Source organism: Methanothermobacter sp. KEPCO 2 (assembly GCF_041228365.1).
GTDB lineage: Archaea > Methanobacteriota > Methanobacteria > Methanobacteriales > Methanothermobacteraceae > Methanothermobacter > Methanothermobacter marburgensis.
On the sequence record NZ_CP166185.1, the window covers coordinates 958,819 to 977,286 of the forward strand.

Sequence of the window (18,468 nt, forward strand, 5' to 3'; positions counted from 1 at the left end):
CAGAAGGGCAAAATGGACCTAAAATCTCTGATATGTGACCTTGAATCATAGCTACATGGATAATGACTTATATATCCCCCAACATAGTATTGATAGGGGGTGTGATTTCTTTGAAGGTTCCTGAAAATTTCAACCTCATCGTGACCCTAAGCGGTCAGAAGGGTGGCCCTGCAGGTGAGGAGATAGTTGGCATTGAAGAGATCGATATGGCGCTTTCAAGGTACGAAGGCGAACTCAGGGTCAGGGATTCTGATTTTCCAAATGTCCTGAAATTTGATCTTGATATGGACCCATTTGAGGCTGTTAATATAATCAGGAATTCTCCAACAACTGTAATATCCAAGGTCGTCCCTGTTGAGGCTGTTGTGAGAACAAGGCTGGACAGTATAATCGAAAGGGTTGCGAGCCTGGTATCTGAGAAGGTTAATGCAGGAGAGAGTTTCAGGGTAATCTGTGACCTCCGGGGGCGCAGGTACATAAAGTCTCCAGAGGAGGTCGTTGAAGCAGTTTCAGAGTTTTTAATGGAGAGGTTTCCAGTTAAGGAGTCTGAGGATCCTGACTGGATTATACAGATAGAGGTTGTCGGTGAGGCAACAGGTGTGAGCGTACTCAAGCCCCACGATGTTCTGAAGAAGGGGTGAAATTCACATTTTGATATTAAAAATTAGAAAGGAGGTTTTTTCATGAAAATGAATGCGGGTGTCGTCATGGTTCTTTTTGCCATGGCGGTACTGGCTGGAACGGGTTGCGCTACGGCCGCTAATGCACCCTTAAAGGTTGCTGTGGCTGGAAATACAACTATAGAAGATGGTGTTTACTACACCATCAACGGTGCCATGCCCACTGTAAAAAGTACCAAGTACACATCTCCGATTGTCCTCAACAGGACACTCAACATAAAGTACATGATAATCAAAAACGGCACAGTGAAATACGGCATAATAAACCACGCCCCAACAGGAAACATCACCAACAGAACATACCCCAAACTGATATTCAACCAGACACCAATCATAGAACTTGAAAACGACACATACTACAAGATCAAAAACGGCAACATGACACTCTACAGCGGACCAATCGCCCTGACAGGAAACACAATCCTGAAATACTTCAAAAACAGCACAAACACAACAATGATGGGCATAATCAAAAACACACCTGCAAGAGCTGTTAAAAAGACCAAATGGATGAAGGTCAAGGTTAAGAGATGGTACAGAAGGGGCGGTAAGTGGAGATACTACTGGACCTACAGATGGGTAAAGAGGATCTACCACGAACTCCAGCCACTCTAGCTTCCCAACCTTTACCCACCTATTCTTTTTTATATGATTTTAAAATCTTAAACTGAATTATTCATTCAAATGAAGATTTATCTGATTCCCTCTTTGGCTGTAAACGAAATAAAGTCGATTTTTAGCTTTTTAACTGTCCTAACTGAATGATTTTATGAGTTCCATTTTTCCTGAATGCTTAAGATGAGATCTTCTGTATCACAGGTCATAGAGGTTTGCGGAGGCATGGCTTACTGGTGGAATGTGTTAAATTTAAATAGAGATTAATTCAAATTAATTTTATAATATGTAAAGTTGATTTTATTTTAGTATTTAATAGTTGCTAATTATGATTAAACAAAAAATTTTATATATAATTTATGATTAATGTATCTGAATGTACTACATACTAAAAAAGGGAGGTTTGGTATGAAAAGAACAGCTTGTTTAATTATGGCTGTCTTTGTCGCACTGGTTATTGCTGGAATGGGACAGTCAGCTGCAACCGATGATATAAGTGTTGGAGAACTGCCAAGAGGGGGTTCAGGTGACTTTGTCGTGACCTCGGCACCCGCAGATGGCGTCTACTACACCATTGATGGTTCCATCCCGACAGTCAATAGTACAAGGTACACAGCCCCAATTGTCCTCAACAGGACACTCAACATAAAGTACATGATAATCAAAAACGGCACAGTGAAATACGGCATAATAAACCACGCACTAACAGGAAACATCACCAACAGAACATACCCCAAACTGATATTCAACCAGACACCAATCATAGAACTTGAAAACGGCACATACTATCAGATAGGCAACGGCAACATGACACTCTACAACGGGACAATCGCCCTGACAGGAAACACAATCCTGAAATACTTCAAAAACAGCACCAACACAACAATAATGGGCATAATCAAAAACACACCTGCAAAACTGGTCAACAAGGTCAAGATATCAAATGTTAAGGTCAAGAAATGGTACAAAAAATGGTACAAGAGAGGCGGTAAGTGGAGATACAAGTGGAAGTACAAATGGACCTACAAGCAGGTGAAACAGACCTACCAGGAACTTCAGGCCACGGCCTGAGTTCCACACAAATCTCTTTTTTTGTTAATACTGGATTCTGAAAATTTATATTCATGATCCAAGATAATGTACATTCACAGGTAATAAAGGAGGTTTAATTATTAAAAAACTCAGAACACTGCCCCTTATTCTCCTCATATCCTTCATGATGGCAGGCTGCAGCTGCGGTGCAGATTACACCGTGGACAACACAACCTACATGCAGATATTCACACCAACCGGCGTCTCAGAGAACTTCACCCTCAACGGTACGGATTACACCCTCCAGGATGGGGATACCATCACATTTCTTGAGGGAATATATGAAAACGTTAACATCTTCATTAACAGGGCCATTAACCTGGTTGCATCGGGCATTGTGCAGCTCAACGGGTTCATTGACGTGAGTTCCGCAGCAAACATAACCGGTTTCAGTGTCAATGGATCCGTTGAGTTAAACGGTAACAAAAGCTTCCTTAACAGGACAAACATCACAGGCACACTGGTTGTAAACGGTAACTCGTGTGCAGTCAATGGCTCAGGGATATTCAGCTCTCCCTCATCACTTACCGTGAGGGGTGATAATGTAACCATAAGCAACAGTCTAATAAACGCTTCAGCGTCCCATGGGATCCTTGTGACCGGGAAAAACGCAACAATCACAGGTAACACCATAACAAACAGCAACGGAAGCGGAATTTTAATAAGGGGGAATGGCTGTGTGGCCAGCGGTAACACCATCTACCTCTCAAAGGGGGATGGAATAAGTTCAAATGCATCAGGTGTTTCAATAGCAGGTAACAGCATATCCTTCAACTCAGGGCACGGTATAAATTCCTCAGGTAATGGTACAAGAATCACCAACAACACGGTGCTCCGTAACAACCTCACAGGAATCCATTCAACAGGCGGATGGGCAAATATAACCCAGAATACCGTCAAGTACTCAGGTGCCGACGGCATCTATGTTTCAGGAAACGGATCCACTGTGCAGGGATCCTATGCACAGAACAACACCCGCAACGGCATACATGTGGCTGGTCCGGGTTGCTCTGTTATCAGCTCATACTCATATTACAACGGTGAAAATGGGGTTTACTCCACAGGTTCAAATGCCTCATTCAGGTATGTGGATGCAAGTTTCAACAGAAAAAACGGCATATATTCCAGAGGGGGCAATGCCAGCTTCTTCTATATAACCAGCGCATCCTACAATGGCGAAAACGGTATACTCTCAGCTGGACAGAATGCAAGCATGCAGATAATACTGGATGTCTCTTCAAATTCCCATAACGGGATCTCAAGCCTCGGGGACAACGCATACATATGGTTCGTTGAGGTTAAAAATAATGGTCTCAACGGTATTTACTCGGCGGGTAAGGACCTTTACCTTTCATATGTGAGGAACGCCACCAACAACACCCTCAGCGGTATCAACTCAACGGGGATCAATGCCAGGATAATTGACGTCACCGTGAAACTCAACAGGCTGCATGGGCTCTATGCTTCAGGATACAACGCCACGGTGGCATACTTCGAAGCACTGGAAAACCTCAAAAACGGCGTATACCTTACAGGGGCCCGCAGCTACATCGTATCAGGGAACGCCAGCTCAAACCATCAGAACGGAGTTCAGGTTAACGGTGCCGATACAATCGTGAGATCTGTGAATGCAACAGACAATGCTGCCGCAGGAATAGCTGTCTATGGTAAGAACTCAATCGTATACAACTGCACATCCCTCAGAAACACCGATGGGATATACACTGCAACAAATTCCAGGATAATCCTGACCAGGGTCTCTGGAAACAGAAACTGCGGTGTAAACGCCAGAGGAACCACAGGTGTGGAGGAAAGCACGGTAACAGGTAACAGGTACGGTGTTTATGTCGCCGGTGCCGGTTCAGTTGTCTACTCATCAACCATAAGCAACAACAGGGGCTACGGCATATACGTCGGGGGCTCATCTGTAACCATCTACCGCAACACCCTTCAGTACAACGGTGGCGACGGCATAACTGCAAGGGGAGGGTATGCAAAGATCTACTACAACACTGCAAACAGAAATAAGGGTTCAGGTATAAACTCGGCCTCATACAGGGCAGTTATAGCATACAACAGGGCTTCATACAACAGTTACTACGGCATATACTCCTCAGGCAAGCGTTCAACCCTTGCAAAGAACACAGCATCAGGAAATAAAAAGGGGAATATAAGGAGACTTTAAAATTGACTTTTTTAGGATGAACCTTTCCCCCTCCTTTTTCAGAGACTCTAACCTCGCATGAAAATCATCCACTATTTTTCCATCACTGGATCAAGAACCCTAATACCCTCCTCCTTAAACATCATGAATTCCTCCCTGTTCCTTGTGTGAATGGGGTATATGGCCTCCGGTTCCACGTCAAGTATCATCTCCACAAGGTCAGATCTTCCTGCATGCCCTGAGGAGTGGAACCTCCTGTACTGTGCTATGCCGAAGTGCCTGAGCCAGTTGCTCTCCCTCTCTGCATCGATCTCCATCTCCTCATTGAAGGGTTCAGTCTTGGACTTGATGTAGGCCGCCCCCTCAGGTTTGATGTCTATGAACTCCTTGAAGTCAAAGTAGTCGCACTGGAAGAGGTACTCCCCTGGTTCCTCCTGGAGGTCCCTGTAGGTTATGACGTTGTCCAGTTCAAGGAATTGCCTTTCCCATCCCCTGTAATCCTGAACAATGTATTCCTCAGGAAGGTCATCTGCAGGTATCCATTCACCATCAAAGCAGACAGATGCATCCTCACCGATGAGTCCCCATGTTTTACGGGGCATATAGACTGCAAGGTCACTCAGAGGTGGGTAACCAAGATCCTCAAAAAGTCTAATTATGTATGCCTGTTTGAGGCTCACTGCAAGTGTCCTATCTGAGTTTCTGGCGGCCAGATAAAATGTCAGGAACCTGTCAAGGTCTCTTATGGGGTAATTGACAATTACAAGTCCCCTGTGATGTGCGGCTATATCAGCTGTTCTCCTCTCAATATCCTCCTCGAAGGTGCTATTATCCTGATCTATCCTTGTCCCCTCTGTTATGAGGATGTTTGGGGAAAACTTCCTGGCCTTTTTAACGAATTTTCTGGATTCATGATCCCTTCGACCCTTAAATCTGATGTCTCCAGTGTATACTATTGCCTCCTCTGATTCTATCAGGTATGCGCAGGATCCTGGAACCGAATGGTCAACTGGTGCTGGTGTGATGCTGAACTCACCAGCCTCTGACCTCCTGTAAGGCTTTAGAATCCTCACTGGCCTTTCTATCTTAATTTTATCCCTCTTATGTGTTGTATCGCCACTCCGGGTCTTTTTTTCAGAAAAATGAAATTTGGGTTTGTAGTGAAGAAATTCGCCACCACCCTGGGATGTTTCATCAAGGGCCTTCAGTATAAGAAAGCTCTCCTCTGTCATATAGAAGGGTATATCGTGGCGTATGTACTTGAGGCATCCTGCATGGTCAAGGTGGGGGTGGCTCAGAAGCACCCCTGATACCGCTGGCTCCTCCTCAAATTTCATTCCAAGGTACCTCATCTGGTCCTCACGGTAAACCCCCCTTATCCTTGGGAGGGCACCAAGCTCCATAAGGTCACCGATACCGTTGAAGCTCCTTGGCTGCAGGAACTCATCAAAGTAGAGTTTCTCAATGTTGAACCTCATCCCAAAGTCCAGGAATATCCCATCACCATTGCAGGATACCTCTATCCTGTTACCACCGATCTCATCAACTCCACCATAAAATCTGAAATCCACCATGATACGCCTCCAGAGTTATCATAGGGTTACTTATGCAAGTATGTTGAGTATGAAGTAAAGCAGAAGTAAGCCAAACACACACCCCAGAACTCCCCTGCAGCAGTCATCATCCATACAATCACCCTTTTTTGTGATCCAGAATATTCAATGGCTGTGATCCCCCCATCACGCTGAAACAACCATGAATCAACTGGCCCTGCATATTAAATATAATTTGTTTATACATTTAAAAATTTCCAATTTTTTGTGATTTAAAGTTTGATAGAACAGTTTAAAGGTTGAAACTATGGGTGCAGCGCGGATGGATTATTGCGTTATATTTCCATATTACGAAGAACAGGAAGTGGGCCCACATTTTGTAATTAATCTAGAGACCATAATGTCTACATTTTATCATATACTCCATAAGGCCTCTATTTCATCGTTCCTGAAATCCAATTTTTTCAGGAGACATCGTTTAAGAAAGTTTCTGCTTTTATAAAGGAGTTCAAAATCAATTTGTAGATAATTTAATTCATTAGTATGATCTTGTTCTATCTTACCATGAGAAAGATAGTTCCTAATCTTAACAATTCTGTCCAGTTCCCTTGGTGTGACGTTCATGTCGCTATAATCCTTTAATTCCTTTAACCGGGTCTTCAGACTAACTTCGCCATTAAAATAGATCTTATGATAAGCCTCCAGTCCATTAACATAGCTCAAAAATTCTTCCTCAAATGACTTATGTGTATTATAAAGGTGATCCACGTAGAATCCCAAAACATGCTGAAATGACGAATCAATGGCATTTAAAAGTATATCATGAAACTCACTTATTATATCAGAAAATTTAATTCTAAAACTTTCAGGTCCACTTGACATAACTTTACCCGCGATCACAGGAGTTCCTATGTTATTCCATTCTCCATCACTATCTTTTCCTTGAATATATGAAGCATAAAATGGTTTTTCGGTTATGAATGACATAATATTCTCAAATTTAATTAAAAAGTTTTTATAAACCTTATAATCTACAGGATTTCCTGAATGTGGGGATATACATACAAAAAATTTACTTTTTAATTTAAACATGCGTTTGATCATATCTATTTTTCGTCTTGTATTGGACTCAATTGAAACATTGAAACCATCTAAAACTGTGAAAAACAGTTTATTATCTGTTAATTTTATTTTAATCTCATCTTTGTTAATTTCAAATGGCACAAATGGCTGAACATTTATGAAGCCATAAAGTAATGGATAATGGACCCTCAACTCCTTAAACTTCATGTCCTCTGGATTGTAGAGTGTCACCATACATTTTTCCTCCCTCAGATGCCAGATGCTTCAAAACATAGAATAAAGGTTCATAGGACCCTTTAATCATGAGAAGTGCCTCCCACAAGTATTAGAATCAGGGATAAGATCAGAGTCAGCATCAATAGAACCGCCACCGTCAAGACTGAACCTCGGGGCTGATAGAATGTTCCCGTCTGAGTGCTATCAAGATAACTATGAGGGGTATCCTCTCTTTCAAGTTTTACACCCATTGAATCTTTTTTGTTTAATTTATCCAAAGTATTATTTAAATTTCTCCAGATGATTTTTAAGTCGGGAAACGCCTAATTTCCTTTTCCATCCAGCCTATAGAGATATTAACCTTTTTCATTACCTTGCTGGACAAATTCCAGATGGAAATGTATTTCAATTAAAAAATTAAAAATATGGTAAAAGAAAAATAAAAATGGGGGGTTGAATTGGAAAGGATACTTATCATTTTAATTATATGTATTTCTGTCCTTGCTTTTTCAGGGTGCAGTGATAATGGAAAACTATCAGAAGAAAAAGGGATACCCGTATCAGAGGTCCCTGACCTTGCAGCCACGATATCCCAGTCTCAGGGCCAGGTATCCTCTGTGGAGTTTCGTGGCATGACACTAGACATGAACCAGTGCCTCTACATCCTTGCAAGGGGGATTGCAATGATAAACCGTGGCGAAAGTGGCAGCATCCCTGTGAAGAAATTCTCCGATGCAACCAATCCGTCAGGAACGGTCACATCTGCAAGGATAGCCAGAAAGGAGTACGTGGACATGGCCGAGCGCACCTACAGGTGGATGGATGAGAACGGCAGGGTCCCCAACCATGTGGGTGTCTTCGAGGGTGGGGCTGATGACCTCTCCCCTGATATGATGCTGCGGCTATACGTTAAGGTCCTCACAGAGTATAAAAAGAATAATAGGCTTCCTGAAAGCGTGAACATCCCTTGAAAAGCAGAGGGGGTTTTAACCCCCACCTGTTAATGAATTCAGGATACTCTGGAAGAATTTCAGTATACTCTCAATGAAGGCGTTTAAACTATCCAGTATACCACCCTGTCCCTGCTGGGTCCCGTTGCCCTCATAGGTGAGCTCTGAACTACCTGAGTCGCTGCTGACCTGACCCTCATCCGCCTTACCCTTTTCAGGGAGGTCCTTATAAACTATCTTTCCGTCGTCTCCGTTTACATAGATCTTACCTGCAACCCTTCCATTTTCATCAGCCACATTTATAACATGGGCCATGAAGATAATGATGTCATATGGTGGGTTTCCCTCCATAGACTCCCTCTTTGCCTTACCTGCATCTATCCACATTATATCCCCGGTATCCCTGTACTTAACCTTTGAGAGTAGTTCTCCTGTTGCAACGGCCCTGTATGAATCATAGCCGTTCTGGTTAAGGTAGTCCTGTGCGATGGCCCTTGCCGCGTCCTCCCTGATAAGTGGACCTGAATCTGCCCATGCGTACCCTGCAAGGATGAGGGTTAAAATTATAACTGCTCCCAGTTCTTTCAAATCAACCACCCCTAGTGTATGGGGCCATCCATGAGGAAGGTGTCCCTGAAGTACTTCCAGTAGTACTCGGTGAGGTCGGTGTACCCCTGGTTGGATGTTACATGCTGCCAGCTTGATCTTCCGCTCATCTTTGGAACCACGGTTACCATGTTGAGTGTATCCGGTGACTGGGGATACTTTTCCAGTGTGTTTGTCTGTTTCAGTTTTGTTCCGTTGCTCATGGTGTAGATACTGTGGATCACTATCTTATCCTCACTGACCCTGTAGGATTTCCACTCATAGGTTTCCCCGTTATCAAGTGTTACGCTGCCAGAATCAAAAAGTGTCTCCCCTTCAGATTCGGATTTTTGAGAACTGGAATCTGAGCCGCCTGAATCAGTTGAACGGTTAAGCTGGGTTGTAACTTCCCCACCATTACCGTCTCCACCATCCTGGCTGCAGCCACTGCATGCCACAACCATCACAATAATAAAAACCAGAGCAAGTAGATTCCGCATGTCTAACCCCCCACTGTGTTTTATTTATGTGGTTAGCATAATTTAATCATTGCCCCGTCATGCGGATCATGAAATCCAGTGGTGGTAATCTGTCTATGACTCCACCTGTGAGGTTAACCATCATGTTAAGATGGGTGTTGAGTTTTTCCTCCCCACCGCTGAACTTCAGAAGGTTCTCATAGGTGTCATCCACCGATAGATACCCTGGAATCTCCCTCTCGGTGTGTACCGGGGAGTCTGTGGGGTCCATCATGCACGTTATGAATGTGGATGGGACCCCTGCAATGGAGAATGGCAGGTGGACATGGCTGATGGGCACCTCCCCTGCCACTGTCATGTTCATGGCCATGAATTCAATCTTCCTGGCGTTTATCCCATCAATCATTGCACTGAGCAGGATGAAATCCGTGAAAACCCTGCTGTTTTCCCGGTAGTAGTCCCATGAAACCACACACGGCGTCCCCAGACCTGCAGCCTCCACACTGATAACCGCGGCGGTACTTTTAAGGGTATCCTGATGGGATAGGACATGGTAGCGGCTACCCACAAGGTACGGGATGTATACTATCTGGTGGTAGCTGTCGGGTTCAAGTGATGTTCTATCTGGTGTGAAAAGGGGGAATGTGAATGGGTCCTCACCGGCCCCGAAGGCTATAAGCCTAACCGTGTAGAGGGGCTTCCTTTTACTGTACCTCTCTGCAAGACCTATGAGTACTGCAAGGCCTGTTGCATCATCGTTGGCACCCTCAACATGGGTTGATGTTAATGTATCACGTGGGGTGTCGAGGTCTGCGCATATCACCACCTCCCTCTCTGAGAGGCCCTCAATGGTTCCAATCACGTTCCTGGATGTTTTAACATCCCCTGACCTCAGTGAGTAATATTTGAATTCCTGGACCTCTGTTTTAAGTCCGTATTTCCTGAACTGTGCTGCAAGGTAATCTGCCGCCTCTGCCTCTGCAGGGGAGCCTGCTGGACGCGGCCCTATGTCCTTGCTCAGGTACCTAACGTGGCCTGTGAGATTAACTGCTTCTGCAGCATTCAGCTGGTAGAGGACAAGGAGGAGTACAAGAAGTGAGACTATTTCCCTTTTCATCAATGTTTCTATGTTCCCCTGGAACCTTAAATTTATTCAGGAATTTGCAGGCATGGGTGCTGAATTGTCAGGAAATGATGAATGGTATTTATAATTCCACATGATAATATCTATTCAGGTGAAATTATGGAGATGACAAAGTGTCTCAATGAGTGGAATGCTGTGGTGGAGGCCCTGGGTGAGGGTATTCAGACCATACTTATCAGGAAGTACAGGACATCGGCCGGGAGGTTCCTCCTCTACCCCACAAAAAGTTATGCCCTGAAGGATGATTTTCTGGGGGCCTTCAAGGCTGAGTACCAGGATTTTGTAAGTGAAAGGAAGCTTCCTGAGATGCGGGGTGATATGGCGGCTGTCAGGTACCTTGCAGAGGTTGTCGATGTTATGGAAAGGCCCTCAAATCGCCTCGGAAGGTTCAGTGATTATCATATCTGGAGCCCTGAGCACGTCCGGTCCTACCTGGGCCCAAGGGGGTATGTTTGGATTCTCAGGGTCTTCAGGCTGAGGGAGCCTGTCTTCACAGCGAGGACGAGGGGTATGGTCTATGCCAATACCCTGAAACCCGTTGATATATCCGGGGCTGAACCTGTTATCGGTGATGATGAGTTCAGTTCAATCCTTGAGGAACTCAGGGGTTGAAATTGCTCAACCAAAGTAAACATGAAGATAGCTGGAAACAGTGCTGAGCCGTGATTATTACTTAACCACACACTTAGACGTACACTTCAAGTGTAAAAAAGTACACTTTTTGAGTATAATTGGTTAAGTGGGGACTGTCCTCTAAACCACAACCCAGAATGCATTCCGATTGTTGTGTATTAACACAGAAATTAATCATGATAACTTCAGTACTCTAAATCTCCACTATTGCCTCAATAGGTAGGTGGTCAGATAAACGCGGCTTTGCTCCGAAAATTTCATCCTCATCTGGAGATCCCACCCCCAACACATTAAATTCCTCTGGAATAAAAAGATAGTCTATCTTGTATCTCCGTTTTCTATCAGGCGTTATGAAGGTGAGCGAATCACTTCTCTCGAGAAGATGATCTCTGAACCCAAGCCCAGCTAACCTCTCAATCATGTCAGCCGCCAGAATACCCCAGTTCGTGAGATTCGTGAAGGTTTCGCTCATGTTAAAGTCACCACCAATGATTAAAGGGCCATGACATCCCTCAATATACTTGTAGAGGTAATCAAGAAACTTAGCAAAATCCGCAACAGCAGGTCCAACATAGTTGTAGATACTGAAAAGTTTTAGCTCCATCCCAGAAATTTCTGTGGTGCATGAAACATAAAAATCATCCACATATTCATTTCCAGAATCCGTGGTGATATAGTTTCTTATAGCCCCATCAAATGTTTTCCTACTGAGGAGTACTGCATTCATTTCACCTCTTATGGTATGATACATTCTCCTTATGTCAGCGGGAATCATGTAGACCTCCTGAAAGAAGCCCACATCGAAGTCCATAGTCCCCATATAATTCCAGAGGTTCCTCCTAGTATAGGCAGCCCTGTTTATATTCCATGTAACAACCTTAATCTTCATGACCAATCACCGACATGATTATCATCTGATTCTCAAGGATTACCTCATCTTCTCCTCTGCAAAACTTTATATGCTGCAAAAAGAATTATGTAATATATTACCTTAATATGTAATATATTACCATATGAAGTCAGAGGAAACACCACTGAAACCTGTGGTATTAAAAGAGTGAGGTTCCTTGATGAAGGATTCAGCAGAAATTGTGAATGAACACGCCGGTTCCCGGGATGCCATGGAGAGGTACATACTGGTGGCCCTCTTTCTCATTGAGCAGCGCTGGAACTACATAGTGGGTCGTGAATTTCTCCCCGAGAACATAACACCCAAACAGTGGCTTTTTCTTGTGATCCTCGGAAATGTCTTTGAAAGGCCCCCCTCAATGCATGAGATGGCCAAGGCCATGAGCACAACACACCAGAACGTCAAGCAAATCGCGGTGCGCCTTGAGGAGAAGGGTCTCATAAGGATAAAGCCGGACAGGGACAGGAGAATACTGCGCCTTGAGACAACCCCCCGATTCCATGAATTCTGGAGTGGAAGGGATGAAAGGGATAGGGCGGCTGTGGGGTCTCTCTTTGAATCACTGGATGATGATGAGGTGGAGGATCTCTTCAGGATATTCTCAAAGCTTGAAGAGGCCTCAAAGCGAAGGTACATGGAATACCGCAAAAGAAGATGATACAATGCTTAAAAAAATGTTTGAAATGGAAGTTGAAGAAGAACTCAAAAATAATGCCTCCCTGAATGAGAGGGAGCTGCCTGACCAGATCAGAAGACACCTTGACCTCTGCAGCCTCCCTGAAGCCGCAGAAAACCTCCTGATCAGGTGGGGGGACTCAAGGATAAGGAGGGGTGAGAGGTGGATGAACATAGATATGCTCCAGTTCAACACCCCCACACCCTTCAGGTGCGTGTACCTGGGCGGCCGTTTTTTTGGAATCCCAGTGGAGGGCCTTGACCTCTACTCAGAGGGTCAGGGGAGGATGATCATCAGGGCCCTTAAATTCCTGAGGGTTGCAGATGAGCACGGGCCTGAAATGGACCGTTCAGCCCTTGTAACCGTGCTCTCAGAGGCCCTCTTTCTGCCATCCCTCACCCTCTCGGAGTGCATTGAATGGTACGCCCTGGATGATACCACAGTTGAGGCCACCATAGGTGATCATGGAGTTGAGGCCAGTGGAATCTTCAGCTTCGATGACCATGGAAGGTTTGTGAGGTTCCGCACAGAGGACAGGCACTGTGCAGAGTTCAACATGGAGGCGCACCCCTGGAGTGTTGATGTTCTCTCCTATAGGGAACACGATGGGTTTATCTACCCCCATGAGTGCACTGCAACATGGCACCTCCCTGATGGTGACCGCAGGTACTTCCAGGGAACCATTGATGAGGTAAACTTCAACCTAAAAAATTGTGAAAAGACCTTTTAGATGATTGACATATTTATTGATGAAATTTAGAAATGAAACTGGAGTAAATAATAATGAAGGAACTCTACCCTTTCATTTTCAGGAGAAAATCCACGAGAAAGTATTCGTCACAGGTATCAGATGAGCAACTCAAGGAGATCAGGGATTACCTTGGTGGACTGGAACCACTCTTTCCCTCTACTCCGGTTGAATTCAGGATAATAGGGGAGAATGATGTCAGTACCCGCATGCAGAAACCTGCCCCCCACTACATCGCGGCCTTCTCAGAGGGACAGAGGGGACGGCTCAACGTTGGCTTCATGTTGCAGCAGATGGATCTGAAGCTCTCCTCCATGGGGATTGGAAGCTGCTGGCAGGGGATCCCCAGGGTTAAGGGACATGTGAAATCTGACCTTGAATTCATCATCCTCCTTGCCTTTGGGGTTGTAGCGGAACCGGTGCACAGGGAGCCATCAGAGTTCAGGAGGAAACCACTCACTGAGATAACAGATATTGTGGGGATGGATGATGTGCTTGAGGCTGTGCGCCTTGCACCATCCGCAGTTAACAACCAGCCCTGGTACCTGAGGGGCGGTGATGGGATGATCCATGCATACTGCCGGGTCCAGAACCCTGTTAAAAGGCGCATTCTTGGGAGGTGGAACCCCATCGATATGGGAATAGCACTCGCCCACCTCAAGATTTCACTTGAGCACCACGGCTACAGGACTGAATTCAGAATCCTTAAAGCGCCTGAAATTAAAAATTACACCTACACGGGAACATACATCTATGGGGACTAAAAAGTGGATAACAAAATTCTGAAGGAGTTCCTCAGGGATAAGGAACTAAAAAATCAGGACTTTATAGCTGGCATCATGGTAAACATCATACTCCTCTATATTGTGAACAGTGTCATGACCTGGAACCTCTCATTTGTAGCGGAGTCCTTCAGGGGGCTGATACCCCTCTTCAATGTTGTGATCGCCGCCAATCTCATTGCAAATGCCGCGCTTATAATATACACGGAACAGTGGCTCTGGACCTTCACCCAGATCGTTCTGAGTGCCCTTGGCTACCTCCTGGTCTCATCACTTTACAGTGTCTTCCCATTCACCTTCAGGAACATCTATGTGTTCTACTCTGTTAAATTTGGACTCCTTGTTGCCATGGTCGTTATGGCTGTTGCAGTGTTTCTGCATGGGCTAAAGTTCGTGCTGAAATTCATCCTTAAGACAGCGGGTCACCGCCAACCTCCAGCTGGCTGAAACTGCTGAAGTTCGTGCTGAAATTCATCCTGAAGATCTAGCCATGAATCCTTAGCAGGGATTCAGTCCAGGAATATCCTTGAGGCCGTGTTCATTGCAGAGCCCGCCCTGATCAGGGCTGCCACCGCAGCTGCCTCTTTGAGTTCATCCTTCCCTATCCCCATTTTCAGGGCCTCTGCAGCGTGTTTCTCTGTGCAGGCGTCACACCTTACTGCAACGGCACATGCGACCGCTATCAGCATCTTTTCACGCTCTGTGAGTTTACCCTCAGACATTACGGCGTTTCTGAATTTCATGAATTTTTCGGCTATCTCCGGTAATTCTCCAAGGAATTTATCTGCTCCTGACCTCATGGTCCTTAACTTGGTATCTTAACTTAAATATTTTCAGGGTATGGGTATCCCGTGGGGGCACCTTGAGGGGTTCCTGAGGTGCCTCCTGAGTGCATCCTCGGTCTCTGTAAAGAGTTCATGCTTCATCCGGGAGGCCTCCTCATATGAGGAGTCTATGTCCATCCCCAGGACCTCATGGAAGAAGCACTCCAGGAGCATATGTTTTCTGAGGACCTCCTCTGCAAGTTCCCTGCCAGTATCTGTGAGTTCAGCCCCAAGGTATGGATGGTAGAGCACGAGCCCCATTTCATGGAGTTTCCTGAGCATCTGGGTTACACTGGCCGGTTTAACGTTGAGGCGCAATGATAGATCCGATGTTCTCACCGTACCCCTTTTCCGTATCCTGTATATTGTTTCAAGGTAATTTTCCATGCTTCTTGTAAGTTCCATAAGAGACACCAATTGAATATATATTCAAAACCTATTTAAGTTTTACCATCCATAATCCATCACAGGTGGTCAGATGCTTGAGATACTCGTACATGAGATAAGGGGGAACTGTCCGGTATACAGGGAGGGTGACCGTATCATGATAAATGACCCTGAAATAGACCTCGAAAAGACAGATGCGCTGTGCACACATGCTCTATCAACTATACTGCACTACACAACCATCCTGGAGAGAAAATGGTGTCCCGTGGAGCTGGGACTCACAGTGGAGGGTGACGAGGAGCACGCCTACATGCAGTGCGTTGACCCGGGTGAACCCTATACAGATGGGGGCACCGTCATATTCAGGGTGCAAAGGATTGAATGATGTGTCCGGTATGTTCTCAGACTGCCGCTTCGGACTTGTGAAGTACAGGGGGCGTGAATACACATCAGACATTGTGGTCCATGTCGATGGAACCGTAACCCCAAGGAAGAAGGAGATATCAAGAAGGAAGCACGGGACCTCACACCTCATGGCAGAGGAGGAACTCGAAGAACTTAAAACTGAAAATCCCGACTGTATAATCATCGGTTCAGGTGTTTACGGTGCCCTTGAAACCGAATTCAAATCCGCTGTGGTGCTTCCAACATGTGAGGCCATAGAAAGATACAATGAAGAGAAGAGAAGGGGCAGAAGGGTTGCAGCCATAATCCACGTGACCTGCTAGTCGGTGAGCCCCTCAAGGTGCAGCCGCACCCAGTAATACCGCAGGATATTCCTTCGATCCCTCCAGTCAGGAATGTGATATTCAAGGATCCCCCAGAACCTCCTGCTGTGGTTCATCTCCAGCATATGCGCCAGTTCATGGAGGACCACGTACTCCACGAGTTCATCAGGGAGGTATGAGATGAGTGTGTTGAAGCTCAGGTTACCGCGGGAGCTGCAGCTACCCCACCTTGACCTCATCCTCCTGAACCTGACCCTCCCATACGTCACTCCAAGCTCCCCTGAATAATGGCCAAGGAATCCCATGACGAGGGACCTGAACTCATCCTCACCCCTCCCATGAAGTTCAAAATCGGATGCAATCCTCAGCATCTCCTCATGCTCATGTAGTTTTCTCTCGATCCAGTCCCTTTTGGATATTAGGAGATCCTCTGGCTTTCCCCTGAAATCCCTGGGGAGTATGAGTCGGATGCTGTCGAATCTGAGTTCTATTCTCGGGTTCTTAACACTCCTGTATATAACTTCATACTTAATCCTGCTACCATCTTTGAACATCTCCATTTTATCTCTCCTTCATTTAAAAGAACGGCAAGTCCCTTTTCTTGAGATAAAAAGAGTTCCAGCTTCATGTAATTGAGACAGAATATTATTATATTCCCACCAACAATATCACTTCTGGAGTGTTAAACATGAAGGTTCCAAGATGCATGAGTACACAGCATCCAGACAATGTGAACCCGCCGTTCTTTGCAGCAGAACCTGAACTAGGTGGTGAAGATGAAATCAGGGAAGCCTACTATGTCTTCTCACACCTCGGCTGTGATGAACAGATGTGGGACTGTGAGGGCAAGGAAGTTGACAACTACGTCGTTAAGAAGCTCCTAACAAAGTACCAGGCCTTCTTCCAGGATCATGTGCTGGGGGAGGACCTCAGGTTAACCCTCAGGGTTCCCAACCCCACCGTGGAGAGGGCCGAGGCCAAGATACTCCTGGAGACCCTTGAGAGCATACCAAGATCCTATGACACCGCAGGCCTCTTCTATGGAATGGACGTAGCCCCTGTATTCGAGGTCATACTACCCATGACCTCCTCCAGCAGCTGCCTCAACAGGATCCACAGCTACTACCGGGACTTTGTGAAGGGAAAGGAGAAGCTGCAGCTTGCAGATGGTGTAACCGTCAAGGAGTGGATCGGGGAGTTCAGACCCGATGAAATCAATGTTATACCCCTCTTTGAGGACTATGATGGGATGCTCAACGCAGCCCGTATAACAGGGGAGTACCTCGATGGTAAGGACCTCACAGGGCAGAGGGTCTTCCTTGCAAGATCAGACCCGGCAATGAACTATGGTATGGTCTCAGCCACCATACTCAACAGGATAGCCCTCAGAGACTTCAGGGACCTTGAGGAGGAGACCGGGGTTAAACTCTACCCTATCATCGGTATGGGCTCAGCCCCATTCAGGGGTAACCTCAGGCCAGATAATGTGAGGGAGGTTACAGGGGAATACAGAGGGGCATACACATTCACTGTCCAGTCCTCCTTCAAGTACGACCATGAACCCTCAGAGGTTATAGGGGGGATAAGGGAGCTGAGGTCTGCAAAACCTGGCAGGGCATCTGAGATTGATACCGACCGTGCCCTTGAAGTAATCTCAGCCTACTGTCGGGAGTACCGGAGGCAGGTCATGGACCTCGTGGATATCATAAACAGGGTTGCAAGGTACGTCCCGGGCAGAAGGAAGAGGAAGCTCCACATCGGACTCTTTGGATATGCCAGGAGTATGGGTAACGTTTCACTTCCAAGGGCAATAACATTCACCGCAGCCCTCTACTCTCTGGGGGTTCCCCCTGAGGTTCTGGGGTTCAATGCACTGTCCTCTGAGGACCTTGAATTCATAGAGGATGTCTACCCTGGTCTCAGGCGCGACCTTGGAGATGCTCTGAGGTACGCCAACCCTGACTCGCCATTCCTCAGCCCTGAGGTTAAATCCGCGGTTGAGGAGTACATTGAACCAGAGTATGATGAGGACCACCGCAGGGTCACTGATGAAATCATAAGGGCCCTCCGGGTTAACAGAACCGCCAACCTCCAGGAACTCATACTTGAGGCTGCAAGCCAGAGGAGGTTCCTGGGGTAACTCCCCCATTACAAGATACTAAAAAAGGTTCTGGAGTAACTTCCCTTTTTTTCAACCCCCAGATTACAAAATATTAAAA

General features: G+C 45.8%; 22 protein-coding genes. 13 read left to right on the forward strand and 9 right to left on the reverse strand.

All coding sequences use genetic code 11. The features are described from left to right. Window positions 1-110: 110 nt before the first annotated feature. From AB9H23_RS05080 to AB9H23_RS05095, 4 genes are all read left to right on the forward strand, one after another. Window positions 111-641 (forward strand): THUMP domain-containing protein, encoded by a 531-nt coding sequence (locus AB9H23_RS05080; RefSeq protein WP_321210946.1) that lies wholly within the window; start codon window positions 111-113, stop codon window positions 639-641. A 42-nt stretch (window positions 642-683) separates the two neighbouring features. Next, complete coding sequence (locus AB9H23_RS05085; RefSeq protein ID WP_370004384.1) at window positions 684-1,295, forward strand: chitobiase/beta-hexosaminidase C-terminal domain-containing protein; 612 nt, start codon at window positions 684-686, stop codon at window positions 1,293-1,295. Between the two features lie 408 nt (window positions 1,296-1,703). Then, window positions 1,704-2,366, forward strand: a complete 663-nt coding sequence (locus AB9H23_RS05090) for a chitobiase/beta-hexosaminidase C-terminal domain-containing protein (RefSeq protein WP_370004385.1) — start codon at window positions 1,704-1,706, stop codon at window positions 2,364-2,366. A gap of 145 nt (window positions 2,367-2,511) precedes the next feature. After that, a complete protein-coding gene (locus AB9H23_RS05095; RefSeq protein ID WP_370004386.1) occupies window positions 2,512-4,572 on the forward strand; it encodes a beta strand repeat-containing protein in 2,061 nt (686 codons plus the stop codon). Between the two features lie 71 nt (window positions 4,573-4,643). Here the strand turns inward: AB9H23_RS05095 and AB9H23_RS05100 are convergent, their stop codons facing one another. Beyond that, complete coding sequence (locus tag AB9H23_RS05100; protein ID WP_370004387.1) at window positions 4,644-6,125, reverse strand: MBL fold metallo-hydrolase; 1,482 nt, start codon at window positions 6,123-6,125, stop codon at window positions 4,644-4,646. 393 nt (window positions 6,126-6,518) lie between these two features. After that, complete coding sequence (locus AB9H23_RS05105) at window positions 6,519-7,421, reverse strand: hypothetical protein (RefSeq protein ID WP_370004388.1); 903 nt, start codon at window positions 7,419-7,421, stop codon at window positions 6,519-6,521. Window positions 7,422-7,861: 440 nt separating this feature from the next. Here AB9H23_RS05105 and AB9H23_RS05110 point away from each other — a divergent pair, with 440 nt between their 5' ends. Further along, window positions 7,862-8,374 carry a pseudomurein-binding repeat-containing protein gene (locus tag AB9H23_RS05110; protein WP_370004389.1) on the forward strand — a complete coding sequence of 171 codons (513 nt, stop codon included), beginning with the start codon at window positions 7,862-7,864 and terminating at the stop codon, window positions 8,372-8,374. A 15-nt stretch (window positions 8,375-8,389) separates the two neighbouring features. On the opposite strand, the gene AB9H23_RS05115 is transcribed toward AB9H23_RS05110, so the two are convergent. From AB9H23_RS05115 to AB9H23_RS05125, 3 genes are read right to left on the reverse strand one after another with little or no spacing between them, the layout of a single operon-like run. Beyond that, on the reverse strand, window positions 8,390-8,941 hold the full coding sequence (locus AB9H23_RS05115) for a hypothetical protein (RefSeq protein ID WP_370004390.1): 552 nt from the start codon (window positions 8,939-8,941) through the stop codon (window positions 8,390-8,392). 11 nt (window positions 8,942-8,952) lie between these two features. After that, the gene (locus tag AB9H23_RS05120; RefSeq protein WP_370004391.1) at window positions 8,953-9,438 is read right to left on the reverse strand and encodes a hypothetical protein; all 486 of its coding nucleotides are present in this window, start codon (window positions 9,436-9,438) and stop codon (window positions 8,953-8,955) included. A gap of 46 nt (window positions 9,439-9,484) precedes the next feature. Continuing rightward, window positions 9,485-10,534 (reverse strand): M28 family metallopeptidase, encoded by a 1,050-nt coding sequence (locus AB9H23_RS05125; RefSeq protein WP_370004392.1) that lies wholly within the window; start codon window positions 10,532-10,534, stop codon window positions 9,485-9,487. A gap of 126 nt (window positions 10,535-10,660) precedes the next feature. On the opposite strand from AB9H23_RS05125, the gene AB9H23_RS05130 reads away from it, so the two are divergent. Then, window positions 10,661-11,173, forward strand: coding sequence for a DUF1802 family protein (locus AB9H23_RS05130; RefSeq protein WP_370004393.1), 513 nt, complete (start codon window positions 10,661-10,663; stop codon window positions 11,171-11,173). A gap of 214 nt (window positions 11,174-11,387) precedes the next feature. Here the strand turns inward: AB9H23_RS05130 and AB9H23_RS05135 are convergent, their stop codons facing one another. Further along, window positions 11,388-12,083, reverse strand: a complete 696-nt coding sequence (locus AB9H23_RS05135) for an endonuclease/exonuclease/phosphatase family protein (RefSeq protein ID WP_370004394.1) — start codon at window positions 12,081-12,083, stop codon at window positions 11,388-11,390. Window positions 12,084-12,264: 181 nt separating this feature from the next. Between AB9H23_RS05135 and AB9H23_RS05140 the strand changes: the two genes are divergently transcribed. Genes AB9H23_RS05140 through AB9H23_RS05155 form a run of 4 tightly spaced genes read left to right on the forward strand, consistent with a single transcriptional unit; the run spans window position 12,265 to window position 14,757 of the window. Then, the gene (locus tag AB9H23_RS05140) at window positions 12,265-12,762 is read left to right on the forward strand and encodes a MarR family transcriptional regulator (RefSeq protein WP_370004395.1); all 498 of its coding nucleotides are present in this window, start codon (window positions 12,265-12,267) and stop codon (window positions 12,760-12,762) included. Window positions 12,763-12,766: 4 nt separating this feature from the next. After that, on the forward strand, window positions 12,767-13,510 hold the full coding sequence (locus AB9H23_RS05145) for a DUF6544 family protein (protein WP_370004396.1): 744 nt from the start codon (window positions 12,767-12,769) through the stop codon (window positions 13,508-13,510). A gap of 53 nt (window positions 13,511-13,563) precedes the next feature. Next, the gene (locus tag AB9H23_RS05150; protein ID WP_370004397.1) at window positions 13,564-14,292 is read left to right on the forward strand and encodes a nitroreductase family protein; all 729 of its coding nucleotides are present in this window, start codon (window positions 13,564-13,566) and stop codon (window positions 14,290-14,292) included. A 3-nt stretch (window positions 14,293-14,295) separates the two neighbouring features. Next, window positions 14,296-14,757 (forward strand): hypothetical protein, encoded by a 462-nt coding sequence (locus AB9H23_RS05155; protein WP_370004398.1) that lies wholly within the window; start codon window positions 14,296-14,298, stop codon window positions 14,755-14,757. A 62-nt stretch (window positions 14,758-14,819) separates the two neighbouring features. Here the strand turns inward: AB9H23_RS05155 and AB9H23_RS05160 are convergent, their stop codons facing one another. After that, the gene (locus AB9H23_RS05160; RefSeq protein WP_370004399.1) at window positions 14,820-15,110 is read right to left on the reverse strand and encodes a carboxymuconolactone decarboxylase family protein; all 291 of its coding nucleotides are present in this window, start codon (window positions 15,108-15,110) and stop codon (window positions 14,820-14,822) included. A gap of 33 nt (window positions 15,111-15,143) precedes the next feature. Next, complete coding sequence (locus AB9H23_RS05165; RefSeq protein ID WP_370004400.1) at window positions 15,144-15,539, reverse strand: metal-dependent transcriptional regulator; 396 nt, start codon at window positions 15,537-15,539, stop codon at window positions 15,144-15,146. Between the two features lie 73 nt (window positions 15,540-15,612). Here AB9H23_RS05165 and AB9H23_RS05170 point away from each other — a divergent pair, with 73 nt between their 5' ends. Both AB9H23_RS05170 and AB9H23_RS05175 read left to right on the forward strand, forming a co-directional pair. Further along, entirely contained in the window at window positions 15,613-15,906 is a 294-nt protein-coding gene (locus AB9H23_RS05170; RefSeq protein WP_370004401.1) for a TIGR04076 family protein, read from the forward strand. Between the two features lies 1 nt (window position 15,907). Then, window positions 15,908-16,249 carry an Mth938-like domain-containing protein gene (locus tag AB9H23_RS05175; RefSeq protein ID WP_370005950.1) on the forward strand — a complete coding sequence of 114 codons (342 nt, stop codon included), beginning with the start codon at window positions 15,908-15,910 and terminating at the stop codon, window positions 16,247-16,249. Here the strand turns inward: AB9H23_RS05175 and AB9H23_RS05180 are convergent. After that, window positions 16,246-16,809: a M48 family metallopeptidase gene (locus tag AB9H23_RS05180; protein WP_370004402.1), complete on the reverse strand. Its 564-nt coding sequence runs from the start codon at window positions 16,807-16,809 to the stop codon at window positions 16,246-16,248. The two genes, AB9H23_RS05175 and AB9H23_RS05180, sit on opposite strands and share 4 nt — an antisense overlap. A gap of 128 nt (window positions 16,810-16,937) precedes the next feature. Between AB9H23_RS05180 and ppcA the strand changes: the two genes are divergently transcribed. Beyond that, window positions 16,938-18,389, forward strand: coding sequence for a phosphoenolpyruvate carboxylase (gene ppcA / locus AB9H23_RS05185; RefSeq protein WP_370004403.1), 1,452 nt, complete (start codon window positions 16,938-16,940; stop codon window positions 18,387-18,389). Window positions 18,390-18,468 lie beyond the last annotated feature (79 nt).